This is a genomic window from Candidatus Methanomethylophilus sp. 1R26, assembly GCF_001481295.1.
In the GTDB taxonomy this organism is placed as follows: Archaea; Thermoplasmatota; Thermoplasmata; order Methanomassiliicoccales; family Methanomethylophilaceae; genus Methanomethylophilus.
The window spans coordinates 1-24236 of the sequence record NZ_LOPS01000037.1 but is presented as its reverse complement, the minus strand read 5'-3'; the positions used below and the strand labels follow the sequence as shown (position 1 = coordinate 24236).

Below are 24236 nucleotides of genomic sequence, written 5' to 3'. Positions count from 1 at the left end.
TTCTGATGTCTTGGCCCCCCTGCACAGGGGGCCGGGGCTGTTTTAAATTGTTTATTCGCCCGGGGATCGGTCCCGGGGGACCTTCCCGAGGTCGCCGTACGCCTTCAGGCGCTCGGCCGCCTTGGGGCCGAACTTCCCGACGGCCTTGACGAAGTCGTCCTGCGTGACCTTGCAGGCGGCGATGTCATCGTCGGTCGGCTCCTTGCCCTTGGAGACAAGGCGCCTCACGGCGGTCATGACCGCCTCGTTGCAGATCGCGCCGATATCGGCTCCGGTGCAGCCTTCGGTCTGCTCGGCCAGGCGTCGAGGTCGACGTCGTCGGCGAGGGGCTTGCCGCGGGTGTGGATGCCGAAGATGGCCTTCCTGGAGGCCTTGTCGGGCGGTCCGACGTAGATCGACTTGTCGAATCTGCCGGGCCTCAGCAGGGCCGGATCTATCATGTCCGGCCTGTTGGTGGCGGCGATCACGACGACGTCGTTCATCGGTTCCAGCCCGTCCATCTCGGTCAGCATCTGGGACACCACGCGCTCGGTGACGTTCGAGTCCCCTCCGGTCCCTCTCACGGGCACGATCGAGTCGATCTCGTCCATGAAGATGACGCACGGGGAGGCCTGCCTGGCCTTCCTGAACGTCTCCCTCACGGCCTTCTCGGACTCGCCGACCCACTTGTTGAGGAACTCGGGTCCCTTCACGGAGATGAAGTTCGCCTCGGACTCGGTGGCGACGGCCTTTGCCAGCATGGTCTTCCCGGTGCCGGGCGGGCCGTAGAGCAGGATGCCCTTCGGAGGCTTGGCGTTCATGTGAGCGAACACCTTGCCGTACTTCAGCGGCCATTCGACCGCTTCCTTCAGCTCCTGCTTCGCGTCATCCAGCGCTCCTATGTCCTCCCACCTCACGTTCGGCTTCTCGATGAGGACCTCCCTCATGGTGGAGGGCTGCAGGCCCTTCATCGCGTTCATGAAGTCGTCGCGGGTGACGTTGATCTTGTTGAGCACCTCGGTGGGGATGGTCTCCTCCTCGACGTGACGTCGGGCAGCACCCTCCTTAGGGCGGCCATGGCGGCCTCCCTGCAGAGCGCTGCCAGGTCAGCGCCCACGTATCCGTGGGTCTTCTCGGCGATCTCCTTGAGGTCGACCGTCTTGTCGAGAGGCATGCCGCGGGTATGGATCTGGAGGATCTCCAGCCTTCCGTGCTCGTCGGGCACGCCGATCTCGATCTCACGGTCGAACCTGCCGGGACGCCTGAGCGCCTCGTCGATCGCGTTCGGCCTGTTGGTCGCACCGATGACCACCACCTTGCCGCGGGAGTTCAGCCCGTCCATGACGGTCAGGAGCTGGGCGACTATACGCCTCTCCTCCTCGCCCTGGACCTCGCTCCTCTTCGGAGCGATCGAGTCGATCTCATCGATGAAGATGATGCTCGGCGCGTTCTCCTCGGCGTTCTTGAAGATCTCCCTGAGCTTGCCCTCGGACTCGCCGTAGAACTTGCTCATGATCTCAGGGCCGCTGAGCGAGATGAAGTTGGAGCTCGTCTCGCCGGCCACTGCCTTTGCCAGCATGGTCTTCCCGGTTCCGGGCGGACCGTGCAGGAGCACGCCTTTGGGCGCTTCGACGCCCAGCCTCTTGAAGAGCTCAGGATGCTTGAGCGGCAGCTCGATCATCTCCCTTATCTGGGCGATGGCCGGGCCGAGGCCTCCGACATCATCGTAGGACACCTTCGGGATGTCCATGCTCTCCTTGGAGACCGGCTTGTCGCTGATCTTCACCTTGGTCGAGGGGCCCATCAGGGCTGCCTCGGCGGCCGGGCCGAAGGACGTGACCACGAGGTCCATCTTGTTGCCCATGATGTTCAGGGACAGCACATCGCCTTTGGCGAACGCCCTGCCCTCGAGCACCTGCGCAAGGTACTCCTCCCCGCCCTGGAGCCTGAGCTCGTCGGTGGGGGCGAAGGTGATCTTCTCGGCCTCTTTGGTCTCCGCCTTCTTGACATCGACCCTCTCGTCGATCGACACGCCCGCGTTCCTGCGGGTCGAGCCGTCCAGCCTGATGATGCCGCGGTTCTCGTCCTCGGGGGCTCCCCTGAGGATCTTCACCGCCGTCCTCTTCGTTCCGGTAACGATGGCTATGTCGCCGACCTTGATGCCCAGTATGCCCATCAGGGCCGGATCTAGCCGCGCGACGCCTTTGCCCGCTTCACCGGGCTTCAGCTCGGCGACCTTGATCGCCCTGTCGTTAGCTGCCATTTCAATCACTCCATTCTTACCATTTTCATGATGTCCGAGATCATCTCGGACACTGTGCTCTCATTGAAACCGAGGTTCCGGGAGATGTCCCCGGCGCTCCAGTTAGGCCTGTTCAGCATATCGTAGAGCAGCTGCCGGTGCTCGTAGTCGAGGTTCCGTATGTCGGTCTCGGCCAGGAACGAATCTATGAGGTCGTTCCTCTGCTGGACCAGCTGGCACCTTTTCCTGTCGAACTCGTTGAGCTGCCTGTCGATGGCCGAGATGTCCGCACGGACCGATTCCAGGCGCCTCTCGTCATGAGTCTTCGCCGGCTGAGCAGGGGCCTTATCCTTTGATGCCTGGCTCTTCGTGTTCCCGGTCGGGATCATCCTCACCTCGAACATGCTGTTGCGCATGTCTATGGTGATGCTGAATTCCGAACTGGGTCTGTAGAAGATCCTGTCCGGCCCTCTGTCGCTGCTCTGATGATAGCTCTCGACGAGGCCTTCCCTCTCCATCAGGTTGAGGTTCTTCACGACCGCCTGCTGGCTTATTCCAAGTTCTTTGGAAAGCTGCAGGGGGTAATGGGGTTCCCTGACCACAGCCTGAAGTATCTTCCTCCGGGTCGGGTTCTCCACGATGGAAAGGATGGTGTCCATGTCGGCCATTTCAATCACTCGCTCTGTTCCTAGTTGTTCTCTCTCGGTTTACAACTAATGGTTGTATAGTACAGAACTTCTATAAATAACTTTGTTTATTTCCGGTTCTTCTTCTGTTCATAAATGATTGAAAACGATAACAAATAACCATTTTAGTTCATTATAATGGGATTTTTGCAGGGTCCGGTCTCCGGGCCGCCGTCCGTTCTCCGCGGACGTCCGTGCCTTCCTGCCTTTCCGATACGATGAGATGAACATCAGTACTTTGATGTATGTTTACATACACTATTGCAGTTTTGAGGCGAATCATTAAACATAATCAGCGCACTCGGGTGCACCATGGCAATTCCCAAGGACGCGAGAATCGGCCTCAATCCTGAGGACATCCCGAAGAAATGGTACAACATGGCAGCGGACCTGCCAAACCTCAAGCCGATGATCAACCCGGTCACGAAAGAACCGGTCAAGGCCGAGGAGTTCAAAGCGATCTTCTGCGACCCCATCATCAAGCAGGAGCTCTCCAAGGAGAGGTACATCGACATCCCTGAGGAGGTAAGGGACGCCTGATCTCCCTCAACCGCCCCTCCCCCCTCCAGCGCGCATACCGGCTGGAGAAATACCTCAAGACTCCTGCTAAGATTTACTTCAAAAGAGAGGACATGAGCCCTCTGGGGTCCCACAAGGGGAACACTGCCCTCGCTCAGGCATATTACAATGCCGAGTCGGGGATACACACCCTCACCACCGAGACCGGTGCGGGCCAGTGGGGGACCGCCCTCGCCATGGTGTCCAACCTCTTCGACATCAAGAGCACCATCTTCATGGTGAAAGGGAGCTACATGGCGAAACCGCTGAGAAAGACCATCATCAACACCTACGGCGCGACGGTCTACGCTTCTCCCTCGGAGTATACCGAGTTCGGGAGGAAGGTCCTCAAGGAGCACCCCGAGACCTCCGGGTCCCTGGGCATCGCCATCTCCGAGGCCTGCGAGATGGCCGCCAAGGACGAGCACACCTGCTATGCCCTGGGCAGCGTCATGAACCATGTCATGCTCCACCAGACCGTCATCGGCGAGGAGGCCCTGCAGCAGTTCGCCATCGGCGAGATCGAGCCGGACTACATGATCGCCTGCGTCGGCGGCGGAAGCAACTTCGCCGGTTTCACCTTCCCGTTCCTGCGCGAGAAGATGCAGGGCAAGCACAAGGACTGCGAGATCATCGCCGTCGAACCCAAAGCGGCCCCGTCCCTCACCCGCGGGGAGTTCAAGTACGACTACGGGGACACCGCCGGCCTGACCCCCATGATGATGATGTACACCCTGGGCAGCCAGTACATCCCGCCCGCGATCCACGCCGGCGGCCTGAGGTACCACGGCATGTCGCCGCTGGTCTCCGCGGCCTTCGACCAGCACAGGATCTCCGCGGTATCTTACGACCAGACCGAGACCTTCGCGGCCGGCATAACCTTCGCCAGGACCGAGGGCATCATCCCCGCGCCGGAATCCTGCCATGCGGTCAAGTGCGCCATCGACAAGGCGCTCGAATGCAAGGAGAAGAACGAGGCCAAGACCATCGTCTTCAACCTCTCCGGGCACGGCCTCCTCGACCTTTACGGCTATGAGCAGGCCCTCGAGGGGACCCTCCCGAAGTCTGGGATGGAGTGATACTTTTCGGGAGGGGTTTCCCCTCCCGGTTCCATTCCTTCCGGGAAAGCGGATGCATATTCCATACGCATCCGATGGCCGCGATCGTTCATAACAGGCTGTTCAGGCGATTGTCCGAGACTTCAATCGAACAAACTTTATCCGCCGGACATCATGGGGCCGCATCATGCCGGGCGTTCTCGAAGGGTGTTCTGTTTTCATCCGCGACGTCAGGGAAGCGAGCCAGACCTACTCCAAGGGCTGCTTCGGCTACCCGATGAGCGGAGGGTTCCTCGAACTCGACCTGGTCGAGGCCGCCTTCCTGGTGCAGGCGGAGAGGCTGGAGGTCGTATCTGGGAAGAGGAAGGTCGATTTCCCGAAGCTCTTCGAGTACGCCTCCGCGCACACTCCCGGTTTCGTGGCCAAGTACCAGGTTTACAAAGACCTCAGGGAGAGGGGGTTCATCGTGAAGCCCGAGTCCGGCGGCTTCGACCTCCGCGTCTACGCCCGCGGGGAGCAGCCGTCGGCAGCGTCTCCCGCTTACCTCGTCTGCGCAGTATCGGAGAGGGATGCCGTCGATTTCGGTCTCTCCGCCGACGAGGCGGAGCAGACCAAGGACCGCGGCAAGGAGCTCCTCTACGGGGTCGTCGACGAAGAGGGCGACGTTACCTACTACAAGATGTCGGAGACGGACCCCCGCGGGAAGGTCCTCGGGAAGCCCGCTCCCGGGGTATCCGGGACTATCGTCGGGGACAGGATATTCGTCTTCGACACGGAACAGGGGGCTGCGCTCTATGCTGATTCATTCTATGGGAAGGGCATGCAGGGGGTCCTGCAGCTCTCCCTTATCGAGGGATGCTATCTCGTTAAGAACGGCGGCCTGACGGTCCGCGACCGCAAGGGGGAGGTCCTCTCAGCCGATGACATCAAGTCCATCGGCCGCAAGAGCCAGAACGAGTTCGGGCTGCGCCTGAGGGCCTACGAGGACCTCCGGTCCCGCGGGCTGATCGTGAAGACCGGGTTCAAGTACGGGACGCATTTCCGCGTCTATGAGGGGTCCCCGGACGAATGCCATGCGCGTTATCTCGTCCACGCTTTCCAGGATTCCAAGGTGGCCATGTGGCCGGAGATTTCCAGGACTGTTCGCCTCTCGGGCGGTGTGAGGAAGGAGATCCTCTTCTGCAGGGTCGGGGATGTCGTCGCTACCTTCAGTTCAAATGGTTCAAACCTTGACCGCGGGTATGATGTCAGACCGTCCCCGGCGGCTTCAGACGGCCGATGTAGCGAACCGAGAGGACCAACCTCATCGAGTATGCCCCTCCGCCGATCTCCTCGATCTCCGTGGATCCGAACCTGCCCACCGGCACGCGCTCGAGGGCGAGGTCGTCAAGGAGGCCGTCCCCCGCCACCTGCCCGAGGCCCGCATCCCCCGGCGGAACGTTCCATCATGTCCCGGACTTTCCTGCGGTAAGTCCCGTTCGCGCGCGGCTTGGGGTACCTCAGAGGGTTGACCTGCTCCAGGTTATCCAGGATATCGGACACCCTCTCGGTGCCGTTGAGGTAGAACTCAGAGCACATCCATGCTGCGATGGGCGGCAGGTCGGGGTCGATGCCCCGCAGGAACCTCCAGTAATCCGGATCCACGGTCCCCAGGTAGCGGAAGCCGAGCGAGCGGCCGCGCATGTACCTCATGCGGTGCCTGACGTCCACCGATTCCGAGACGATCGACGGCCAGTTCTCGCCGGTCACGTACCCGGAGTCCATGGCCTCGATCTCGTCGAGTCGCGGGCGTCCATGCCTCCCTCTATGCGGTACGCGAAAGCGGTCCTCTCGGACGGTTCGATGATGCGCACAGGCGCCCCCTTCATGCGATATGCCTCTTGGCTGAGAAAAACAGGGCCCGAAGGCCCCGGGAAATGGTTTAGTCTCGCTCCTTCTTCTCTTCCGTCTTCGCGGCGGAGGACTCGGCCTCGATCTCGACATCGATCTTCAGCTTGTCCTTGACGTCGAGACAGTACTTCCTGAGCTCGGACTGGACGGTGTGGGCTACGCGGGCGACGTCCTCGAGGGATTTCGCTTCGCCGTTCTGCTTGGCGGCGATGTAGACGCAGGCGCCGGCCCTGTTCCTGCCGCTGTACACGAGCTCCTTGCCGTCGGCGTCCTTCGCGGAGGCCTTGGCGAGGAGGTCCTGGGCGGCGTCCTTCGTCTTGTTCGAGAGCCCCAGGTCCTTGACGTACCTGTCGATGTGGGCCTTGTCGTCCTCGCCGGCGCGTTCGATGGTGTCGTCGAGCTTATCCACGGTCTTGTTCAGAGCGCTTTTGAACTTGTCACTCAGTCCCATGGTATCACTGCCCTCCTAATATCTGGGTATCTAGATAAAACCCACCTGCGGGTTCGTTCGCCTGCGTCCGTGCCCCGGATTGAACGGGCAGGCCTCGCCCAGGCACTGGGCGTTCCTCGCGCTGAACATGCATACGGGGACCGACGAGGGCATGGGGACCCCCATGTTCTCCGTGATGAAGCGGGCGGCCGCGCCGAGGCTGAGGAAGGAGTCCCTCTTGCAGCATCTGGGTCCTCCGATGCTTCCGACCGCCGCGAGGCATTCCGACGTCATGCGGTTGGCCAGCGCCCAGGTGCTCCCGCTGAGAGGGGTGGTGCCGGTGACGGTGCTGACGAACGCGCCGCAGGCGACGGCGGACCCGCAGCAGCCGTACCTCCCGCAGACCCCTCCCGGGACGGCCGACATCCTGGATACCAGCTCCCTGAGCGCGCTCTCCAGGTCTATCTTCCCTCCGCAGTTCCTGTAGGCGGCCGCTAGGGCGCAGGCGTCCAGTATGTGGTGCTCCGGCCCGTGCATGCAGACCGACGGATTGTGCATGATCGACTCCGCCAGCTTTACCGGGTCCTTCTCTTCCGATTCCAGGCAGGCCCTGACGACGGCCGCCCGGGAAGGTGCGCGGCAGCAGTCGTCGCACACATAATGGCCTTCCGGGCACCATATGGACGTTCTCGTCTTCTTCCCGCATATCGAGCAGACGGCGTCCCTCTCCTCCGTCGAATAAATGAGCTCCTTCCCACAGATGATGCAGCCTTCCCCCGTGCATGCGTGCGCCATGGCGGAAGGGATAGAAAACGATGCCCGGCCGGATGCCGCTGAACTGCTGGCACAGCGGCCGGAGCCCCTCTGGGCTGAGGGGGGAGGGGTTTCAGAGCTGGATCTCGATGCCGAGCTTCTCGGTGAGCTCCTTGTACCTGTTCCTGATGGTGACCTCGGTCACGCCGGCGACATCGGCCACCTCCCTCTGGGTCCTGCGCTCGTTGCACAGGATCGAGGAGATGTAGATGGCCGCGGCGGCGACCCCGGTCGGTCCTCTCCCGGAGGTGAGCTCCTTCTCGGAGGCGTCCTTGAGGATATCGGCGGCCTTGGTCTGCACTTCTCCGCTCAGCTTGAGCTCGGAGCAGAACCTCTGGACATAGTCCTGGGGCTTGGTGGGCATGAGCTTGAGCTTGAGCTCCCTGGTCATGAACCTGTAGGTCCTCCCGATCTCCTTCCTTCCGACCCTGGAGGAGCCGGCGACCTCGTCGAGCGTCCTGGGGACCCCGCACTGCCTGCAGGCGGCGTAGAGGGATGCTGCGACGACGCCCTCGATGGACCTTCCCCTGATGAGGTTCTTGTTGACCGCTTTCCTGTAGATCATGGCGGCGGTCTCCCTGACGTTCCTGGGGAGGCCCATGGCGGACGCCATCCTGTCGAGCTCGGAGAGGGCGTAAGCGAGGTTCCTCTCGGTCGCGTTCGAGACGCGGATCCTGCGCTGCCATTTCCTCAGCCTGTACAGCTGGGCACGGTTCCTGGTGGGGATGCTCTTGCCGTAACTGTCCTTGTTCTTCCAGGAGATCTCAGTCGACAGACCCTTGTCGTGGATGGTGTAGGTCATGGGGGACCCGGTACGGGCCCTTTTCTCTCCCTGCTCCACGTCGAAGGCCCTCCACTCGGGCCCCTGGTCGATGAACTGGTCATCGAGCACGAGACCGCAGTCCTCGCATACCAGTTCTCCCCTCTCGTAGTCGCGCACCAGATGGTGGCTTCCGCACTCGGGACAGACTTTGATTTCCTCGGTCTCTTCTCTGTTTTTTGGCATTTCTTCTCCTCGGATCTGTGCCGCCGAAGTACAGCTTGGCGCCCTCGGCGAATGTTTCTCTGGGTATGTCGGCCGCAGGAGCGATCGATGCGTACGGCCCGTCGACCGGGCCGAACACGCGTTTGACCGTCCCCACTATCCTCTTCCGGGAATCCGTCACGCGGGAGCCGATGTCGGGAGCTTCCTCGCATCTGGCGATGATGCGCCCCTCGGAGTTCACGCCTTGGACTGTGCCCGAAAAATTCATGAAACCTCCAAAAACCCTATATTTAGGCATATGATGCCCTTCTATTTGAATATATCGGATTCGTTTAATTATGAACACTCTTCCGATATATTAAGCAAATCCAATTTCTTCGAAATTCGAAGAGCGACTGGGATGGGTAATCCATGACCATCCAGCAGGGGCTGTCCCGCTCCCGTCCGGCGCTGCCGGAGGCATACGTGCGGGCCCTGTCAGACTGTCAGGCTGGTCTGTTGGACAAACCCATAAACCTTTTTATGGTAAACCTGCATCATCCGTACATTCGGGTGCCCGCGGGCATCCTCTGAATCGGAGGCTGAATTATGGATTGGACCATCTGGGAATTCATCACGGTGATCGTCATCGCGTTCGCCGTGGTGGCCATTGCGGCGGGCATCTTCTCCGCGTACTTCGGGAAAGGCAAGAACAAGGCGTACGGCATCATCCTCACCCTTGCGGGCCTCATCATCGGCTTCGCATGGCTCTACATGATTGCTTGGAGCGATGTCGAGCCCTTCTGCGATGTGGCGGCTTGGGATGTCTTCTACGATGCCCTTGTCAACCTGATCGGAATCCTCATCGGCGCGCTGATCGCTGTCGGGATCTTCCTGGTCGCACTTCTCAAAAGCTGAACCGATTCAGCGGGGCCCGGCCTCCGGGCCGGTCCCCTTCCTTCTTTGAATTTTTCTCCTGTTCTCGAGCGTTCTGCTCTTCATCGCGGGTCCGGCTCTGTCGGACTATGCAGCCCATGAATGGGAACGGATTCTTGCTGCAAATGTCCGCCTGCTAGATGTCTGGGTCTTGATGACTGAGCGCTCTGATTTCGCAGCGTTCGGGCTGTGAATTTTCGGAGCGTATGCATGCATCCCATTTCTTCCGGAAGGGCATTGCAGAAGACATATTTCACGTAAAATTCTTTCATCAATAAAACAAATTCAAATTCATCGGAAATGTTTTCATCAATGAAAACTTTTTCAATTGAAATCGCATCATACCCCCGTATGCAGAAGGAGGTCATCAGGGAAAGATATCTGGACAGGCTCAGGTCAGGAAAGGACCTGACCGATGTCGTCAAGGTCGTCACAGGCATGAGGCGCGTCGGCAAATCTACGCTGCTGGACCAGTATATCTCCGATCTGATCTCCGGCGGTACCGATCCGAAGGACATCATCAAGATGAACTTCGAGACTTTCGAATTCAGAGATGTAGGCACCTCAGATGAATTGGACCGTGCGCTTTTGGAAAGGATCGGCAAGAGCGGCAGGAAATACGTATTCCTCGATGAGATTCAGACGTCGCGGGGTGGGAGAAGTCCGTATCCCATCTGATCAACACCGGCCGCTGCGATGTGTATATAACAGGTTCCAACTCTAAACTGCTGTCATCCGAACTCGCCACGCACATCGCCGGCAGGTTTGTGGAAATAGCGATCCTTCCGTTTTCGTTCCCGGAATACCTGGAACTGCATCCTGGCGACAATGAACGCAGGTTCTCCGAATACCTGCGTTTCGGAGCGCTCCCCGAGGTCGACCCATCCCGCGGCGAGGAATTCTGCCGTGCGCAGCTCACAGGGATATTCAATACCGTGCTTGTAGACGACGTTCTCGCGCGCCTAGGCACAGGAGATGCCAACACTCTCCGCGCCATAGCGAGATTCCTGTACAGCAATATCGGCAATATCACGAACACGGATATGATTGCCAAAGCCATCGGCATTGGGCCGGTCACAGTAAACCGTTATGTCGGAAAGCTCGAGGAGGCATTCCTGTTCCGCCGTGCCGAACGTTATGACATCATCGGCAAGAGGATACTGAAGACGAATGCGAAGTTCTATGCCTCCGATCTCGGCCTGCGCAATGCCGCTCTCATAGGGGCCGAAGGCACCGATATCAGCCGCCCGCTGGAGAACACTGTGTACCTGGAACTGCTGAGGCGGGGGTATACTGTACATGTAGGGAGTTACCGCGACAGAGAGATCGATTTCACGGCTATGAGGAACGGCAGGGTGGAATATTACCAGGTCTGCCTATCGATGATGCCGCAGGAGGCTCGTGAAAGGGAACTGAGGCCGCTGTCGTCTGTCGGCGACAATTTCCCTAAGACCATCTTGACCTTGGATCGTCTGGGTCTCGGGACGGAAAACGGGATAGAGATCGTCAATGTGATGGACTGGCTCATCGGCGCGGATGATCCGGGGACCTTCTGATCGCTGCCGTTCGAGATTTAGGATAAACTAATAGTACTCAGAACGGTATTCAGCCGGCAGGCAATGCGCCGCGAGTCCGCGGCGCGCATGCTTGCACATCCTTCGGAGCAGCCGGAAGGGCGCTGTCCGCCCCCTCCTGCACAGAGGCCGCGCGGCCCGGAGGGGACGGAAAGGGATCGCGGGAACTGGTGAACCGAATGGAGAGATACCATATCGCCGAGAACACTGTGCAGGAGACCCTGATCATCCCTCTCTACGGGAGGAAGCTGGGGAGCGAGCTTTACCCCGGGATACTCGATGACCCGTACTCGGCCGCCGCGGCCGGCCGTCTGGATTATGATTTCGCCGAACTCGATAAGAAGAAGCGCACCGCCGCATGGCGGTTCGGCGCCCTGGAGGGGATCCTCCGCCCCAGGGACATCCTGGAGGAGATGAAGGCCTATCTGGAACTGCATCCGGGGGCATTCGTGGTGAACATGGGGTGCGGGCTCGATCAGACGCCGCTGATCGGCGATAACGGGAAGATGAGGCTGTACAACATCGACCGCCCCGATGTCATCGGGATAAGGAACGAACTGCTCCCGCCCATGGGGAGGGAGACGAACATCGCCGCGGACCTCAGCGACCCCTCCTGGATAAAGGAGATCGAGCCGGAGGAAGGCGTGTTCCTGTTCGCTGCCGGGGTCTTCCACTATTTCAGAGCCGGGGAGGTCAGGGACCTCGTCCTCAGGCTCCTGGAAGCGTTCCCCGGCGGGCGCCTGGTCTTCGACACCGTCGGCAGGACCGGGCAGAGGCTGCTGATGAAGAAGACGCTGGAGAACATGGGCATCAGCGATATCAGCGGGTATTTCTGCATCAGCGACCCGGTATCGGAGATCGGCGGCTGGTCCGACAGGATATCGGTATCGTCCAGGAGGTACCTGGGAGGTTACGTTGATCTGAAGTCCGAAGGCGTCCCTGCAGGCATGAGGCTCATGTGCCGGTTCTTCGACAGGGCGATGAATATGAACATCTGCCGGCTGGAGTTCAGGCCCTGAACGCCATGCGCCGCTGCGCGCAATGATTAACTATTGCGTCGCTGGTGCTCTCAGCATATGTCAAAGGTCTTCATCATCACCGGGAGCAAGTCTGATTTCCCAGTAGCGGAGAAGGCGATCAAAGTCCTCAAGAAATACGGCGTGGCCTACGATATCGCTGTCGCATCGGCGCACCGCACGCCCGCAAGGGTGGAGAAGCTCGTCACCGGTTCCGACGCGGATGTTTTCATCTCCGTCGCCGGGCTCTCCGCCGCCCTGCCGGGAGTGATCGCCAGCTTCACGGTCAAGCCCGTCATCGGTGTCCCTGCCAGCGGCGCACTGAACTACGACGCCCTCCTCAGCATCGTGCAGATGCCCCCGGGGATCCCCGTGGCCTGCGTGGGCATGGACCGCGGCGACAACGCCGCTACCCTTGCCGTGGAGATCCTGGCACTTTCCGACCCTGCCCTCGCTCAGAAGCTGAAGGACGACAGGGAGGCCATGGCCGCCAAGGTCGAGAGGGACTCCGAGGCCGTCGCCGAGGAAGCCAGGAAGGTGGAGTGATGTCGGGATTCTTCGACGAGCAGGAGTTCATCGACGAGGCCATCGCTTCTATCAAGGAGCAGATCCCGGCACCCGGGAAGGCGATCATCGCCTGCTCCGGAGGGGTCGACTCCATGGTCACCGCCACTCTCGCCTCGAAGGCCATCGGGGACCGCCTGCTGGCGGTCTATGTGGACAGCGGGCTCATGAGGAAGGGCGAGACCGAGGAGGTCGAGGCCATGATGAAGCACATGGGCATCAACTACGCTGTCGCCCGTGCCGCCGACGAGTACTTCGGCGCCCTGAAAGGGGTCACCGACCCGGAGCAGAAGAGGAAGATCATCGGCGAGAAGTTCATCAGGGTCTTCGAGAGGTACGCGAAGAACTTCGGGGCCACGCACCTGCTCCAGGGCACCATCGCCCCGGACTGGATCGAGAGCGGCGACGGGGTCAGGGACACCATCAAGTCCCACCACACGTCGGCGGTCTCCCGAAGGACATGAACATGTCCCTCGTCGAGCCTCTCCGCGACCTTTACAAGGACGAGGTCCGCGCCGTGGCCAGGAAGCTCGGTGTCGAGGCCTCCGAGAGGCAGCCCTTCCCCGGGCCGGCCCTGGCCATCAGGTGCCTCGGCGAGGTCACCCCCGAGAAGGTGGAGATCGTCCGCAACGCCTGCTTCATCGTCGAGGACGAGATCATGAAGTCTGTGGGCAGCGGCGAGGCCGTCCGCCCCTGGCAGTACTTCGCCGTGCTCCTGCCCACCAGGTCGGTCGGGGTCCAGGGGGACAGGCGCGCCTACGGGTACACCGTGGCGGTCCGCGCCGTGGACTCTGTCGACGGCATGACCGCCAACTTCTCCTCCCTGCCCATAGCCCTCCTCAGGAGGATCTCGTCGAGGATCACCGACGAGATGAAGAGCCAGGTGAACCGCGTGGTCTACGACATCACCAGCAAGCCGCCGGCGACCATCGAGTGGGAGTGAAGTCCGGAAACATTTCCGGGGCCCTCTGCGGGCCCCGTTCATCGTCCTTTTATCGGAAAAGATACAGAGACGGCGGCCAGTGACCGGTTCAATCCTTCGGCTGAGGTTTCAGCTGCAGACGCTCTTCCTCATCCATATCGACGTTCTTGATGAACTTGGCCGGGACCCCGCCGTACACGGTGTACGGGGGAACGTCCTTGGTGACCACCGCGCCGGCGGCGATGATCGCCCCGTCGCCGATGGTGACGCCCCCGACGACGGTGGAGTTGGCGCCGATCCACACGTTGTTCCCGATGGTGATCGGGTAGCAGACGGTGTCGCCCCTCTTCGCCGGGTCCTGGATATGGTTGATGGTGGCCAGCGTCACCGAGTGGCCGATGAGCACATGGTCGCCGAGGTAGATCCCGCCCTGGTCCTGGAAGTGGCAGCTGGTGTTGATGAAATCGTTCTTCCCGAGGTGTATGTTCTTCCCGAAGTCGGAGTAGAACGGCGGGAAGACCCTGAACCCGGGGTCCACCTTGTAGCCGACGATCTTGGAGAACTCGGCGCGGCGCTCGTCGGCGGTCTTGAAGCCGTCGTTGAGCTTCATGCAGAGCCCCATGGTCTCCCGGCTGACCCTGTTCATGATGACGCACATGCGAGACCTCAGCTTGATCAGCGTCCCGGGCTTCATGTTCTCCAGGAAGTACCTCAGGTCCTCCTGGGTATAGGAGTAGTCCTTCTGGGCGGGCTTCCCGGCCTTGGCCTTCTGGATATCGTCGGCGTAGACCTCCTTGGCGTACCTGAACGCGCCCCAGGCGTTCGGCCATCCGGCGTAGAACGCCGCGTGCGTGAGGATCTCCGCCATCTCGCCGGCGGTGACGCCGTTCTTCCTGGCGTTGGCGATGTGGTACTTCAGGGATTCGTCGAGGATACCCTTGGACATCAGGGCGGTCACCGTGACGATGGAGCGGTCGCGCAGGGAGAGCTTGTTCTCCCTCGACCATGCCTCTCCGAAGAGCACGTCATCGTTCAGTTCCGCGAATTTGGGGGCGAAATCCCCCAGAGCATCCCTCCCCGCCGTCTGCTTGACCATGTTACAGCCTCAGCACAGAGATTGCCTGACACTGTGAAAAACATTGCCCGCGGACAGAGGCGGGGACCATCCTTCTGCAGAGCTCTTCCGCTTCCGTCATTAGGATTATAAGCCAAGATGGGGAATCACCGCCCCATGAAGGTGTATGTCGTCGACAACGGGGGTCAGTGGACCCACCGCGAATGGCGCGTTCTGAAGTACCTGCGCGTGGAGACGAAGATCGTCCCCAACAACACCCCGTTCGACGAGCTCCGCGGCCTCGACGGCCTGCTCCTGTCCGGCGGAGCGCCCAGCGTCGCCTGCGACACCAACAGGATGGGGTTCAACGGCGATTACCTCGACAAGGCGGACTATCCGATCCTGGGGATATGCGCCGGGATGCAGTTCATGTGCCAGCATTTCGGTTCCGAGCTCGGCCCCGCCAAGGTCCCCGAGTTCGGGGAGGTGAAGCTGAGCGTGAAGGACCACTCCGATCTCTTCGCTGGCCTCCCGGACGAGTTCACGGTCGTCTGCTCTCACAACGACGAGGTCAAGCAGGTCCCCGAGGGGTTCAGGCTCACTGCGTCCTCCGAGAACTGCCCCGTGGAGGGCGTCGCCAACGACTCCCTGAAGCGCTACGGCGTCCAGTTCCACCCTGAGGTGGAGAACACCGAGCACGGGGCCGAGATATTCCAGAACTTCCTCGGTTTCCTCAAGAAGTGAGGGCGGGCAGGCCCCTGCGGCCGGTCCCGCTCATACGCGGAAAAATTAAGAAAAAAAAAGGCCGCAGCGGTCTCCCGCCGCGGCCGGTGGCCGGTCCTTTATGTCAGGACCGATCAGTTGCCCTTGGAGGCGTCGTAGTCCTTCGAGATCTTCTCAAGCTGGCTGAGGATCTGGAGGATGAGGGTGTATGCCTGCATCGGCATGTTGCTGTCGCCGGTGAGGTCGCTGAGGACGTTCATGGCGCCTGCGCAGCGGACGTCGAGGGCGTATTTCTCGTTCAGGAGGTTGTTCTTGGCCTCCTGGGCGCTGCGCCTGATGTTCCTGGGGATCGTAGTGTCCTCAGCGAGCATGTCCATTTCGTCGCATACCATCTTGATCTCGTTCGCCATAAGATTCCCTCCCCATCAGGCGGAGTCGAACTCTTCCTGCAGGTCCATCGTCATCTGCTCGAGGACCTCCTCGATGTTCGAGGATTTGTACTCGCGGGTGCCGTTGTACTCGCTCTGGATCCTGGCGATGAAGTAGTTGTTGTCCTTGACCAGTTCGATGTTGCACAAAACGTCTTCCATGGTAACACCTCAAGGGTTTTTTGAAGGTACATCTGCGTTCCCTATAAAAGCATTATTAGATTGGCGCGGACGCAGAGCATCCAGCCTCCCGTTCCGCGGGCCTTTTCTATTATAAAAGAAACCCTGACGAAACCTTTAATACAAGCGTCCTTTGTTAGGGGTTTGCTTAATCGTTGTTCTAGTGATAACGAAAGAGTGCCGCGGCCGTTTACGGCCCGAGGATGATTTGAATGTCGGACATCGATGCAGATACCAGGTCCCAGGAGATCCAGGACGACCTCGAGTCGAAGATCAGAAACCTCGGCAAGGGGAAGTACGGGAGGATCCTCCAGATGGCGCACACGCCGGACAGGGACGAGTACCTCAAGACCTCCAAGATCTCGGCAATCGGGATCATAGTCCTGGGTGCGCTTGGTTTCTTCATCATGTGGCTGATGACCTATCTTCCGGATTATTTCTGAGCGGTGAGCGAAAAATGTCAGACGAAGTCAGCGGCCCCAACTTCACCGGCGAGACGGGATCGAAAGATGTCCATGCCGGCGGTACGGTCTACTGGGACTTCCAGGCGATTTCCGGCGCTCCCAAGGCCGAGCTGTCGTTCAGCGTGACGACCGATGCCGAGGACGCGCCCGAATGGAACGTTACCCTGTACGACTCTGTGGGCAACGAGCTCTGGGAGAACTACCGTTCCAAGAACTCCGTGACCGTGGACTTCCCGGGCAAGACCGCCAAGATCCTCAAGCTCGAGATCATCTGCCCCAAGGGAGCGAGGTACGGGGATGCCGTCACGTCGAGGTGCACATCGCCTCCGACGCCGGCGAGGCGTCCGCCTTGTTCACCGCCGTCGCCAGGCAGTCCATCATGATCCTCAAGACCCAGATGGACCACGAGAAGGAGGTCGTCGATGCCCTCATGGCCAGGGCCGACAAGGGGGAGCGCGACGTCTACGCCGTCCTCAGCCCCATCGGGCTCAGGGGGTACGTGTTCGTCGAGGGCATGAACACCGACCAGCTCAGGGTCAAGGTCCGCGACATCAAGAAAGCATATTCATTCATCGACGCGAGACCTCCATCGAGGAGATCAGCCACTACCTGGTGCCCGTATCGGCCGTCGTCGGTATTGAAGAAGGAGATCTGGTGGAGCTCGTCACCGGCCCGTTCAAGGGTGAGAAGGCGCGCGTCCAGAAGATCGACGAGAACAAAGAGGAGATCACCGTGGAGCTTGTCGATGCGATGGTCCCCATACCTGTAACTGTCAAGGCTGACAGCGTCAGGGTCGTTGAAAAGGAGAATTGAACATGGTAGATACTGTTGAGGCATTGGTTGACGGGGGCAAGGCCACCGCAGGTCCGCCTCTGGGCCCTGCACTTGGTCCTAAAGGAGTTAACATCGGTCAGATCATCGCTAAGATCAATGAGAAGACCAAGGCGTTCGAGGGAATGAAGGTCCCCGTCAAGATCCTCATCAACCCCGACAAATCGTTCGACATCAAGGTCGGAACCCCTCCCGTGTCCGCGCTCATCAAGAACGAGCTCGGCCTCGAGACCGCGTCCGGGAACCCCAAGACCACCGTCGTGGGCAACCTGACCGTCGAGCAGATCAAGAAGATCGCGGAGATGAAGCAGGACTCCCTCCTCGGCGCAACCGAGAGGGCCCGCGTCTCCGAGGTCGCCGGAAACTGCGTCAGCTGCGGCGTCACCGTGGACGGCAAGGACCCCAAGGTCTTCCAGAAGGACCTGAAGGCCGGCGTCTACGACGCCCAGATCGCTCACTGATCTCAAACTTCACCGCGGGGGCCTTCCCCCGCTCATCTCTGTTTCCGTTCTTTTTGCAAACAGATTCGGAACGGCACGATTCCGTTGCCAAGATTCGGCAGTTTGTTGTTTCTGCATGCACCATATCGGATTCTGCTAATCAGATCATGAAGTTCTCGATATCTGAGGCCCTGCCGGTCATGCCGAAGGGCCATGGGTACGGCGGGACCAGAGCCGATTATAAGAGCCAGGCCATATAGATAGGGATATAGAGGATCCCCTTTTCCTCGCGTAGGTCCTTGGTGTGGATCACGATCGGTCCCGCAATCCTGTCACGGTACTTTTCGCAGAAACGGTCCAGCGATATGTGGCGGTCGGATATTTTCCCTGATTTGGCCTCGATTGGGCACATCTTCTCCGCGCCGCACGGGAGAAGGAAATCGATTTCATGGATGTGGGTTGAACCTTTGTTATAGAACTCGCAGTAACGGAGCTCGTGCCCGCCTGCCTTCAGCGCCTGGGCGACTGCATTCTCGAATATCATCCCCTCGTTCATCGAAATGCTGCCTCTTGTGAACGAGGCGAAGAACTCTTTTTTCGAAAGGATGTCCCGGCTGAAGGAGAGCGTGATGAGAAGTCCGGTATCGGACAGGTAGCATTTGAACGTGTTCCTATCCAATGTGAGGTCGAGAGAAACATCTGGATCATTCACATTGTAGCAGACATTGCAGATCATCGCATCCGAAAGCCACAAGATGCTTCTGCTGTAATCCTCCATTCTCGTTCCTTTAGCTATTTTTCCGGGCCTGAACAGTTTTCTGCTGTCGGAAAGGAACGACGGAACATGGTCGAATATCTCGGCGGCTCTGCCACTGAGAGCGGATTCGCGGGTTATGTCCTTACGGTAAAGCGATATGATGAGGCTTTTGGTACGTTCAACTTCGTTTAAGTCGTTTGTTTCGATGAAAGTCGCAACAGATTGCGGCATTCCTCCTATCAGCATGTACTCTCTGAACTTGTTCATGAGAGTGTCATGTACATCCCTACCGAGCGGTGTTCTGTTTGCGTAGTGCTTGCGGATTTCCTGCGGGATGAATTCCATGTCGCACGCCCAGCAGAACTCCTCGAAATCCATGGGGTACATGCAGAGGTCCTCTTCCTCGGAAGGGATAGTGAAACCTTTCATGCTGTTCATGATAGATATCAGCGACCCGGTCTCGATGTAATCGTAACGTCCGTCTGCCACGAGATATTTGATCATCTTCCTGGCCAAGGGAAATAGCTGAATTTCATCAAAGATGACTAGGCTTTTCCTGCGGGTCAGGTTTACTCCGTATTCCGTCTGCAGCAGGAAAAATAGGCGGTCCAGGTCTGTTTGATAGTTTTCAAAGTAATGGATAAGATTTGGTCCAGGATTGTTGAAATCGATCAACAGATACGATTCATATTCGTTTTTGGCGAATTCTTCGGCGATTGTACTTTTCCCTATGCGTCTGGCGCCCTGTATGAGAAGTGCCGAGCTTCCGTTGGATTCGCTCTTCCACTTGAGAAGGGAGCCGTATATCTTTCTCTTGAAAATTCTGGAAGGCAGCGTCATCAATAGCCAGATGCTTTAAACGTATATCAAAAATTCCTTTTCTATCCATATTAAACACCACTTAAATTCCCATTTCTATCCATATTAAACACAACTTAAATTCCCATTTCTATCCATATTAAACACAGTTTAACCGATTCTTCGGAATCTTTGGTGTTTTAGACTGTGACGGCTGCAAGTGCCCCGGCAGTCCTGTCAGAGAGCTGCTCCGGCTCTTTAAGGTACACGTCGTACATGAGCGCACGTGCCCTCTTCTCGTGAGGATGCTTTATGATAGTTTTCTTTAAATATGGAAAGAGAATGAGCATGAATCGCTCGTAGAAGGGCCTCACGGTCCGCTATCACTACGAGGAGGAATTGTATTGGCAGAAAAACCAACCGTAATGGCTGTGCAGAAGGCGCTCGAAAGCGCCAAGAAGCGCAAATTCGTAGAAACGGTTGAGTTGGCCGTCAATCTCAGGGATGTTGACCTGACCATTCCGAAGAACCGTATCCAGGAGGAGATCATCCTCCCGAAAGGCCGCGGAAAGTCGATCAAGATCGCTGTCATTGGCGGTGGCGAACTAGCCTTGAAAGCCAAGGACGTTGCTGACCTAGTGATCTCTCCCGACGAACTCGGGACCCTCGCTGGCAACAAGAAACAGGCGAAGAAGATCGCGAACGACATCGATTACTTCATCGCCGAGGCCCCCCTTATGGCGGTCGTCGGTAAGAGGCTCGGTACCGTTCTCGGTCCCCGCGGAAAGATGCCTAAGCCCATCGCTCCCGGAGTTGATCCGGCCCCGATGATCGCAAACCTCCGCAAGTCTGTTACCGTCAGGACAAAAGACAGAAAGACTTTCCACGTTCCCGTCGGGACCGTTGAGATGTCCGCGGATGACATCGCCGAAAACGTCGATGTCATCATGAAGCGTGTTGAGAACAAGCTCGAAAAGGGTAAGCACAACATCGACTCCGCCTACATCAAGACCACCATGGGACCGTCCGAGAGGCTGATGTGAGGGAGGTCCAAGTATGGCACACGTCGCAAGTTGGAAGAAGGACATCGTGAACGAGATCGTCGCCGATATCCAGCAGTACCCGGTCGTAGCGATCGTGGACATGCAGGAGATCCCGGCTCCCCAGATCCAGTCCATGAGGGCAGGCATGAGGCAGCATGCCAAGATCAAGATGACTAAGAACAACCTTATTCATCTGGCTCTTGAGCAGGCCGCGTCCGTCAGGCCCGGCGTGGAGAAGCTGAAGGAGTACGTCGGCGGGCAGTGTGCGATCGTTACCACGGACATCAACGCTTTCCAGCTCTTCAAGAAGCTGAAGGCGACGAGCACTCCGGCTCCCGCGAAAGCGGGTCAGATCGCGCCCATCGACATCGTCGTTCCTGAGGGACCCACCCCCTTCGGGCCCGGGCCCATCATCGGTGAACTTCAGAAACTGGGCCTTCCCGCTCAGATCATGAACGGGAAAATAACCATCAAGAAGAAGACCACCCTCGTCAAACAGGGTGAGGCCATCTCCCCCGAGATCGCCGCGATGCTTCCCAAGCTCGAGATTCTTCCCATGGAAGTCGGAATGAACGCTTACGCGATTTTCGGCGATGGGATCGTCTACACTAGGGACGTCCTCGACATTCCTGATGATTATTACACATCTATGTTCGCTACGGCCGCCCACGACGCTATGGCGCTCGCTGTCGAGATCGCATACCCTGCGAAGGAGACGATGCCTGCCCTTATCGCCAAGGCATACAGGAGCGCAGTTGCGCTGTCTGTTGAGGCCGCGATACCGACCAAAGATACTATCGGAGCGCTTTTTGCGAAGGCAGACAGGCAGATGCTTGCCCTTGCTTCTGCGTCCGGATTCACTAACGACGACATCGCCGCGAGGCTCGCCTCCGCGCCTGTTGCCGCTAGCGCCGCAGCAGAGCCCGCCGCACCGGCGGAGCAGAAAGCAGAAGAAGAAAAGAGCGAAGAGGAAACTGAGGAAGAGGTTTCCGCAGGACTCGGCGCTCTGTTCGGATAAAGGAGTTGAAGAATTATGCAGTATATTTACAGCGCAATGGTCCTCTACTCTGCTGGGAAAGAGATCACCGAAGATGCCATCACGGCCATTCTCACCGCAGCAGGCGTAGAAGTTGATGCCGCGAAAGTCAAGGCACTCGTTGCCTCCCTCGAGGGAGTCGACATCAAAGAGGCAATCGCTAACGCCTCTGTCGCCGCTCCCGCAGCCGCCGCAGCTGCTCCCGCAGCCGCCGCCGAGGCCCCCAAGGAAGACAAGAAGGCCGAGGCCGAGGAAGAGAAGGTCAGCGAGGACGAAGCCGCCGCTGGTCTCTCCGCTCTCTTCGGATGAGCATCCCCGTTTACCGGCAATAACTGAAACGCCTTTCATCCATGCGGGGGTTTCCCCCCGCTCACTTTTGAAGTTCTGGTCATATGGACGGTTCAATGAAGCTCACTGCGAGAATCCCCTCCGACGAGCTCGTCCTGATGGATTCCCTCGTGAGCTCGCACCGCTTCGCATCGCGCAGCGATTTCCTGCTGGAGGCCGTATCGCGTCTTCTGGCCGAATGCCTGTCCCCGTCCGAGAGGGAGAGTATCCTCGAAGCGGCCGCCGAGGCCGAGTCCCACGGGATCGAGGAGTTCTCAGACGGCGATCCCGCCTCCGAGCTCGCGTCCGCGTACCGGGAGAGCCTGGAGAGGAAGGGATGACGGGAGTAGTCATCGTAGGGTGCGGGACCGACGGCTGCAGGACCGCAAGAGCGGCCGCCGCCGACTGCGGGCTCCCGCTTTTGACCATCGACCGCGAGGATGCCGACATATGCCTCTCGGACGGCCCTTCGGGGGATGCCCCCGGCGATATGGACGGGAGCTACTTCCGCGCCATGTTCATCCATGACGGGGACATCCTGGAGCATCTCAGCGGCCGCACGGCCGCAGTTGTCTCATTATTCGTCGGAGGTCAGACCGCGGACAGCGCCGCTCTCGCCTTCGGGCAGGTGGCCTCCTCCGCAGGGATACGGGTCACCTACGTCCTCTCCGTCCCTTTCAGGGCGGATGACACCCGCTCCCGCTTCGAGCCCCTGGTCGAGAGCCTGGCACAATCGGTGCCGGACTGCAGGATCTTCGTGATGGACCTCGATACCGCGTTCAGGGAGGACTCGTCGGCCTTGGACTTCGCGCCTCTGATCGACGAGTTCGCGGTCCTCCGCAAGCACGCCGTCGAGAGCATAGCCTCATTGGCGGGCGACGGCAGGTATGAACTGATATTCGGCGGGAGGTTCTACACTCTGGGGTACGGGAACGGGGCGTCCCCTGCGTTCTCAGCGGAAGGCGCGCTGGCGTTCCCGCTTTACCGGACGGATATCATGGGCAAGCGCGCGGTGGTCCTCACCGATTCTCCGCTGGGCCCTCAGGAGCGCGAGATGCTGGTGAGGCGGACGGCGGACCTGACCGGGTCGGTCCCGGAGGTCGTCGAGGGGACGATGCAGGGCAGCACCGGCGCGTTCGTCTTCATTCCCATTTCTTTCCGCTTTTCTGAAGGTTCCTGATGACCTTCGCGGCATCGCCGAAGACGCCCATGATGGTGTTGAACTCGTAACCGGTGGGCACGGACCTTCCCATCATCCTCCTGAACATGACGGTGGTCGCCTCCCTCCTCGGCTCGGTGTAGTCGATCTCCTCCAGAAGATCGCCGAAGAACTTGTACATGAGCTCCTTCTCGTGGCTGTTGCAGGGTTTGCAGTGCTCAGGTTTGCGGACCGCCTGGAACATCTCGTACAGAACGACCCCGACCGAATGGGAGAGGTTCATGACCGGATACTCGTCGTCGGCAGGTATGGTGACGAGGACGTCGCACCTGTTGAGCTCGGTCTGCAGCAGGCCGATGTCTTCCCTGCCGAAGACCAGCGCTATTTTCTCGTGGTATCCGCGGCACATGGATGCGAAGGTCCTCACGTCGACCGGGATCCTGGTGTAGTTGCTGTCGCCCTTGGTGACGGTGCCGGAGGTCCCGACGACCAGGAAGCATCCGTCGACGGCCTCTTCCAGGGAGGTGCATATGACGGCGTCCTTCAGGATGTAGTCCCCGTGCTTGGAGCGGGCGATGGCGGTGTCGCCGATCTCGCAGGGATTAACAAGATAAAGCTCCTTCACGCCGAAGTTAGCCATGCACCTGGCTATGGCCCCGACGTTGCCCTCGAACTTGGGGCCGACGACTACGACGCGGATATCTACCATTTGAATCGGAATCCCATATGCGGGGAGTATAAGGATTTTTACGGGGACGGACAAAGGGCGGAATGCCGGGGCCGTCAACTAGATAAACCTGCGACGGCGGTAGGCCGCCTCATATGGCATACTGGTTCAGAGGTGAGAGGTACGAGGACATCGAGCGCCTCATGAAAGCTGTCAGGCTGGAGATCGACGGGGGCTTCGGGGTCTCCGACCTGGATGCCATCCTGACCGAGAGGGGAGGGTTCACTTCCGAGGACGGCACCGTGTACCGTTCGGCGGCGGCCCTGAAGAAATCCGATCCGGACACTTACCGGGAGCTGCGCGACAGGGTGATCGACAGCATAGTGGACGGCCTCTGGGACGCTGTGACCGGCGGATACCTTCCTCAGGACGTTCCCTATGTGGAAGGGACGATCGACGAATGCAAATGATGCCCAGCGTCTGCATAGGCCCTGCGCTTCGGGGCATTTTTCTTCATTTAAAGATTGTTAAGATATTTTTCAATAACGTCCAACATAACGTATAATAATAGGTTCTATAACATTTCGTGTGGAATCGGGCAGAGGAGCAGGCTCATAATCGATCATGCGCATACGCACCTGTGTGCGCCAAAAGGAGCTGTAAGGCACCTTCGCCGAAGGGCGAAGGATGCGCCCCG

Annotated in this window: 28 protein-coding genes and 6 pseudogenes; 20 read left to right on the top strand and 14 right to left on the bottom strand. The window is 59.2% G+C overall.

The window, feature by feature from the left end; all coding sequences use genetic code 11:
- Positions 1-51: 51 nt before the first annotated feature.
- Positions 52-2242 (bottom strand): annotated as a pseudogene (locus AUQ37_RS13710) (CDC48 family AAA ATPase).
- A 5-nt stretch (positions 2243-2247) separates the two neighbouring features.
- Positions 2248-2889, bottom strand: coding sequence for an ArsR family transcriptional regulator (locus AUQ37_RS06550; RefSeq protein ID WP_058747914.1), 642 nt, complete (start codon positions 2887-2889; stop codon positions 2248-2250).
- A 330-nt stretch (positions 2890-3219) separates the two neighbouring features.
- Here AUQ37_RS06550 and AUQ37_RS06545 point away from each other — a divergent pair.
- Together AUQ37_RS06545 and endA are read left to right on the top strand one after the other, a co-directional pair.
- Positions 3220-4544: pseudogene (locus AUQ37_RS06545) on the top strand (TrpB-like pyridoxal phosphate-dependent enzyme).
- Between the two features lie 166 nt (positions 4545-4710).
- Positions 4711-5994 carry a tRNA-intron lyase gene (gene endA, locus AUQ37_RS06540; RefSeq protein ID WP_058747913.1) on the top strand — a complete coding sequence of 428 codons (1284 nt, stop codon included), beginning with the start codon at positions 4711-4713 and terminating at the stop codon, positions 5992-5994.
- Here the strand turns inward: endA and AUQ37_RS10040 are convergent.
- The 5 genes from AUQ37_RS10040 to AUQ37_RS06525 form a co-directional block, all read right to left on the bottom strand.
- Complete coding sequence (locus tag AUQ37_RS10040) at positions 5910-6287, bottom strand: HpaII family restriction endonuclease (RefSeq protein ID WP_157844326.1); 378 nt, start codon at positions 6285-6287, stop codon at positions 5910-5912. The genes endA and AUQ37_RS10040 overlap by 85 nt on opposite strands.
- Complete coding sequence (locus AUQ37_RS13045) at positions 6269-6391, bottom strand: hypothetical protein (protein WP_255354897.1); 123 nt, start codon at positions 6389-6391, stop codon at positions 6269-6271. Before AUQ37_RS13045 ends, AUQ37_RS10040 begins: the two co-directional genes overlap by 19 nt.
- Before the next feature lie 53 nt (positions 6392-6444).
- Complete coding sequence (locus AUQ37_RS06535) at positions 6445-6864, bottom strand: cyclin family protein (protein ID WP_058747912.1); 420 nt, start codon at positions 6862-6864, stop codon at positions 6445-6447.
- Between the two features lie 30 nt (positions 6865-6894).
- Complete coding sequence (locus tag AUQ37_RS06530) at positions 6895-7638, bottom strand: DUF5714 domain-containing protein (RefSeq protein WP_058747911.1); 744 nt, start codon at positions 7636-7638, stop codon at positions 6895-6897.
- A 91-nt stretch (positions 7639-7729) separates the two neighbouring features.
- Positions 7730-8662, bottom strand: coding sequence for a transcription initiation factor IIB (locus tag AUQ37_RS06525; protein WP_102134605.1), 933 nt, complete (start codon positions 8660-8662; stop codon positions 7730-7732).
- Between the two features lie 567 nt (positions 8663-9229).
- On the opposite strand from AUQ37_RS06525, the gene AUQ37_RS06520 reads away from it, so the two are divergent.
- The 6 genes and pseudogenes from AUQ37_RS06520 (at position 9230) to guaA (ending at position 13653) form a co-directional block, all read left to right on the top strand.
- Positions 9230-9538 carry a hypothetical protein gene (locus tag AUQ37_RS06520; protein WP_058747909.1) on the top strand — a complete coding sequence of 103 codons (309 nt, stop codon included), beginning with the start codon at positions 9230-9232 and terminating at the stop codon, positions 9536-9538.
- A gap of 318 nt (positions 9539-9856) precedes the next feature.
- Positions 9857-10305 (top strand): annotated as a pseudogene (locus AUQ37_RS11340) (AAA family ATPase); the annotation flags it as partial.
- Between the two features lie 18 nt (positions 10306-10323).
- Positions 10324-11112, top strand: coding sequence for an ATP-binding protein (locus AUQ37_RS12500; protein WP_058747907.1), 789 nt, complete (start codon positions 10324-10326; stop codon positions 11110-11112).
- Positions 11113-11309: 197 nt separating this feature from the next.
- Positions 11310-12149, top strand: coding sequence for a class I SAM-dependent methyltransferase (locus AUQ37_RS06505; protein WP_058747906.1), 840 nt, complete (start codon positions 11310-11312; stop codon positions 12147-12149).
- A 57-nt stretch (positions 12150-12206) separates the two neighbouring features.
- Positions 12207-12692, top strand: coding sequence for a 5-(carboxyamino)imidazole ribonucleotide mutase (purE, locus tag AUQ37_RS06500; protein WP_058747905.1), 486 nt, complete (start codon positions 12207-12209; stop codon positions 12690-12692).
- Positions 12692-13653: pseudogene (gene guaA, locus AUQ37_RS13705) on the top strand (glutamine-hydrolyzing GMP synthase). The gene purE and the pseudogene guaA overlap by 1 nt, the downstream one beginning before the upstream one ends.
- 88 nt (positions 13654-13741) lie before the next feature.
- Here the strand turns inward: guaA and AUQ37_RS13700 are convergent.
- Both AUQ37_RS13700 and AUQ37_RS13695 read right to left on the bottom strand, forming a co-directional pair.
- Entirely contained in the window at positions 13742-14326 is a 585-nt protein-coding gene (locus AUQ37_RS13700) for a sugar O-acetyltransferase (protein WP_058747975.1), read from the bottom strand.
- 108 nt (positions 14327-14434) lie between these two features.
- A pseudogene (locus AUQ37_RS13695) lies at positions 14435-14728 on the bottom strand (carboxymuconolactone decarboxylase family protein); the annotation flags it as partial.
- Between the two features lie 135 nt (positions 14729-14863).
- Here AUQ37_RS13695 and AUQ37_RS06485 point away from each other — a divergent pair.
- Complete coding sequence (locus tag AUQ37_RS06485; protein WP_058747904.1) at positions 14864-15430, top strand: GMP synthase subunit A; 567 nt, start codon at positions 14864-14866, stop codon at positions 15428-15430.
- 113 nt (positions 15431-15543) lie between these two features.
- Here AUQ37_RS06485 and AUQ37_RS06480 read toward each other — a convergent pair whose 3' ends face one another.
- Positions 15544-15819 carry a UPF0147 family protein gene (locus tag AUQ37_RS06480; protein WP_058747903.1) on the bottom strand — a complete coding sequence of 92 codons (276 nt, stop codon included), beginning with the start codon at positions 15817-15819 and terminating at the stop codon, positions 15544-15546.
- 15 nt (positions 15820-15834) lie between these two features.
- Entirely contained in the window at positions 15835-15999 is a 165-nt protein-coding gene (locus tag AUQ37_RS11325; protein ID WP_201013824.1) for a hypothetical protein, read from the bottom strand.
- Positions 16000-16229: 230 nt separating this feature from the next.
- Between AUQ37_RS11325 and AUQ37_RS06475 the strand changes: the two genes are divergently transcribed.
- The 5 genes and pseudogenes from AUQ37_RS06475 to AUQ37_RS06465 all read left to right on the top strand — a co-directional run bounded on the left by AUQ37_RS06475 (position 16230) and on the right by AUQ37_RS06465 (position 17773).
- Positions 16230-16460, top strand: a complete 231-nt coding sequence (locus AUQ37_RS06475) for a protein translocase SEC61 complex subunit gamma (protein WP_058747902.1) — start codon at positions 16230-16232, stop codon at positions 16458-16460.
- Positions 16461-16474: 14 nt separating this feature from the next.
- Positions 16475-16864, top strand: a complete 390-nt coding sequence (locus AUQ37_RS11320; RefSeq protein WP_201013823.1) for a hypothetical protein — start codon at positions 16475-16477, stop codon at positions 16862-16864.
- Positions 16861-16992, top strand: a pseudogene (locus AUQ37_RS13690) (transcription elongation factor Spt5); the annotation flags it as partial. The gene AUQ37_RS11320 and the pseudogene AUQ37_RS13690, both read left to right, overlap by 4 nt.
- Before the next feature lie 101 nt (positions 16993-17093).
- Complete coding sequence (locus AUQ37_RS13685) at positions 17094-17294, top strand: transcription elongation factor Spt5 (protein WP_201013822.1); 201 nt, start codon at positions 17094-17096, stop codon at positions 17292-17294.
- 2 nt (positions 17295-17296) lie between these two features.
- Positions 17297-17773, top strand: coding sequence for a 50S ribosomal protein L11 (locus tag AUQ37_RS06465; protein ID WP_058747901.1), 477 nt, complete (start codon positions 17297-17299; stop codon positions 17771-17773).
- A 217-nt stretch (positions 17774-17990) separates the two neighbouring features.
- Here the strand turns inward: AUQ37_RS06465 and AUQ37_RS06460 are convergent, their stop codons facing one another.
- Together AUQ37_RS06460 and AUQ37_RS10035 are read right to left on the bottom strand one after the other, a co-directional pair.
- Complete coding sequence (locus tag AUQ37_RS06460) at positions 17991-19349, bottom strand: ATP-binding protein (protein WP_058747900.1); 1359 nt, start codon at positions 19347-19349, stop codon at positions 17991-17993.
- 158 nt (positions 19350-19507) lie between these two features.
- Positions 19508-19681, bottom strand: coding sequence for a hypothetical protein (locus AUQ37_RS10035; RefSeq protein WP_157844325.1), 174 nt, complete (start codon positions 19679-19681; stop codon positions 19508-19510).
- Positions 19682-19711: 30 nt separating this feature from the next.
- On the opposite strand from AUQ37_RS10035, the gene AUQ37_RS06455 reads away from it, so the two are divergent.
- From AUQ37_RS06455 to AUQ37_RS06435, 5 genes are all read left to right on the top strand, one after another.
- Positions 19712-20350, top strand: coding sequence for a 50S ribosomal protein L1 (locus AUQ37_RS06455; RefSeq protein ID WP_058747899.1), 639 nt, complete (start codon positions 19712-19714; stop codon positions 20348-20350).
- Between the two features lie 13 nt (positions 20351-20363).
- Positions 20364-21368 (top strand): 50S ribosomal protein L10, encoded by a 1005-nt coding sequence (locus AUQ37_RS06450; protein WP_058747898.1) that lies wholly within the window; start codon positions 20364-20366, stop codon positions 21366-21368.
- Between the two features lie 15 nt (positions 21369-21383).
- Positions 21384-21695, top strand: coding sequence for a 50S ribosomal protein P1 (rpl12p, locus tag AUQ37_RS06445; protein ID WP_058747897.1), 312 nt, complete (start codon positions 21384-21386; stop codon positions 21693-21695).
- 83 nt (positions 21696-21778) lie between these two features.
- The gene (locus AUQ37_RS06440; protein ID WP_157844323.1) at positions 21779-22054 is read left to right on the top strand and encodes a ribbon-helix-helix domain-containing protein; all 276 of its coding nucleotides are present in this window, start codon (positions 21779-21781) and stop codon (positions 22052-22054) included.
- Positions 22051-22893 (top strand): hypothetical protein, encoded by an 843-nt coding sequence (locus tag AUQ37_RS06435; RefSeq protein ID WP_058747895.1) that lies wholly within the window; start codon positions 22051-22053, stop codon positions 22891-22893. Before AUQ37_RS06440 ends, AUQ37_RS06435 begins: the two co-directional genes overlap by 4 nt.
- On the opposite strand, the gene AUQ37_RS06430 is transcribed toward AUQ37_RS06435, so the two are convergent.
- Complete coding sequence (locus tag AUQ37_RS06430; RefSeq protein ID WP_058747894.1) at positions 22856-23581, bottom strand: RNA methyltransferase; 726 nt, start codon at positions 23579-23581, stop codon at positions 22856-22858. The two genes, AUQ37_RS06435 and AUQ37_RS06430, sit on opposite strands and share 38 nt — an antisense overlap.
- A 113-nt stretch (positions 23582-23694) precedes the next feature.
- On the opposite strand from AUQ37_RS06430, the gene AUQ37_RS06425 reads away from it, so the two are divergent.
- On the top strand, positions 23695-24009 hold the full coding sequence (locus tag AUQ37_RS06425) for a hypothetical protein (protein ID WP_058747893.1): 315 nt from the start codon (positions 23695-23697) through the stop codon (positions 24007-24009).
- Positions 24010-24236: the final 227 nt, after the last annotated feature.

Bases quoted from the DNA above. Each gene is read 5' to 3' on its own strand.
- AUQ37_RS06430 (WP_058747894.1), bottom strand. From the start codon at position 23,581: ATGGTAGATATCCGCGTCGTAGTCGTCGGCCCCAAGTTCGAGGGCAAC.
- AUQ37_RS06480 (WP_058747903.1), bottom strand. From the start codon at position 15,819: ATGGCGAACGAGATCAAGATGGTATGCGACGAAATGGACATGCTCGCT.
- AUQ37_RS11320 (WP_201013823.1), top strand. From the start codon at position 16,475: ATGTCAGACGAAGTCAGCGGCCCCAACTTCACCGGCGAGACGGGATCG.
- AUQ37_RS06535 (WP_058747912.1), bottom strand. From the start codon at position 6,864: ATGGGACTGAGTGACAAGTTCAAAAGCGCTCTGAACAAGACCGTGGAT.
- AUQ37_RS06550 (WP_058747914.1), bottom strand. From the start codon at position 2,889: ATGGCCGACATGGACACCATCCTTTCCATCGTGGAGAACCCGACCCGG.
- AUQ37_RS06530 (WP_058747911.1), bottom strand. From the start codon at position 7,638: ATGGCGCACGCATGCACGGGGGAAGGCTGCATCATCTGTGGGAAGGAG.
- AUQ37_RS06440 (WP_157844323.1), top strand. From the start codon at position 21,779: ATGGACGGTTCAATGAAGCTCACTGCGAGAATCCCCTCCGACGAGCTC.
- AUQ37_RS06525 (WP_102134605.1), bottom strand. From the start codon at position 8,662: ATGCCAAAAAACAGAGAAGAGACCGAGGAAATCAAAGTCTGTCCCGAG.
- AUQ37_RS06485 (WP_058747904.1), top strand. From the start codon at position 14,864: ATGAAGGTGTATGTCGTCGACAACGGGGGTCAGTGGACCCACCGCGAA.
- AUQ37_RS06465 (WP_058747901.1), top strand. From the start codon at position 17,297: ATGGTAGATACTGTTGAGGCATTGGTTGACGGGGGCAAGGCCACCGCA.
- AUQ37_RS06450 (WP_058747898.1), top strand. From the start codon at position 20,364: ATGGCACACGTCGCAAGTTGGAAGAAGGACATCGTGAACGAGATCGTC.
- AUQ37_RS13045 (WP_255354897.1), bottom strand. From the start codon at position 6,391: ATGAAGGGGGCGCCTGTGCGCATCATCGAACCGTCCGAGAGGACCGCT.
- AUQ37_RS10040 (WP_157844326.1), bottom strand. From the start codon at position 6,287: ATGGACTCCGGGTACGTGACCGGCGAGAACTGGCCGTCGATCGTCTCG.
- rpl12p (WP_058747897.1), top strand. From the start codon at position 21,384: ATGCAGTATATTTACAGCGCAATGGTCCTCTACTCTGCTGGGAAAGAG.
- AUQ37_RS06425 (WP_058747893.1), top strand. From the start codon at position 23,695: ATGGCATACTGGTTCAGAGGTGAGAGGTACGAGGACATCGAGCGCCTC.
- AUQ37_RS11325 (WP_201013824.1), bottom strand. From the start codon at position 15,999: ATGGAAGACGTTTTGTGCAACATCGAACTGGTCAAGGACAACAACTAC.
- AUQ37_RS06460 (WP_058747900.1), bottom strand. From the start codon at position 19,349: ATGACGCTGCCTTCCAGAATTTTCAAGAGAAAGATATACGGCTCCCTT.
- AUQ37_RS06520 (WP_058747909.1), top strand. From the start codon at position 9,230: ATGGATTGGACCATCTGGGAATTCATCACGGTGATCGTCATCGCGTTC.
- AUQ37_RS06435 (WP_058747895.1), top strand. From the start codon at position 22,051: ATGACGGGAGTAGTCATCGTAGGGTGCGGGACCGACGGCTGCAGGACC.
- AUQ37_RS13700 (WP_058747975.1), bottom strand. From the start codon at position 14,326: ATGAAGCCCGGGACGCTGATCAAGCTGAGGTCTCGCATGTGCGTCATC.
- endA (WP_058747913.1), top strand. From the start codon at position 4,711: ATGCCGGGCGTTCTCGAAGGGTGTTCTGTTTTCATCCGCGACGTCAGG.
- purE (WP_058747905.1), top strand. From the start codon at position 12,207: ATGTCAAAGGTCTTCATCATCACCGGGAGCAAGTCTGATTTCCCAGTA.
- AUQ37_RS06475 (WP_058747902.1), top strand. From the start codon at position 16,230: ATGTCGGACATCGATGCAGATACCAGGTCCCAGGAGATCCAGGACGAC.
- AUQ37_RS06505 (WP_058747906.1), top strand. From the start codon at position 11,310: ATGGAGAGATACCATATCGCCGAGAACACTGTGCAGGAGACCCTGATC.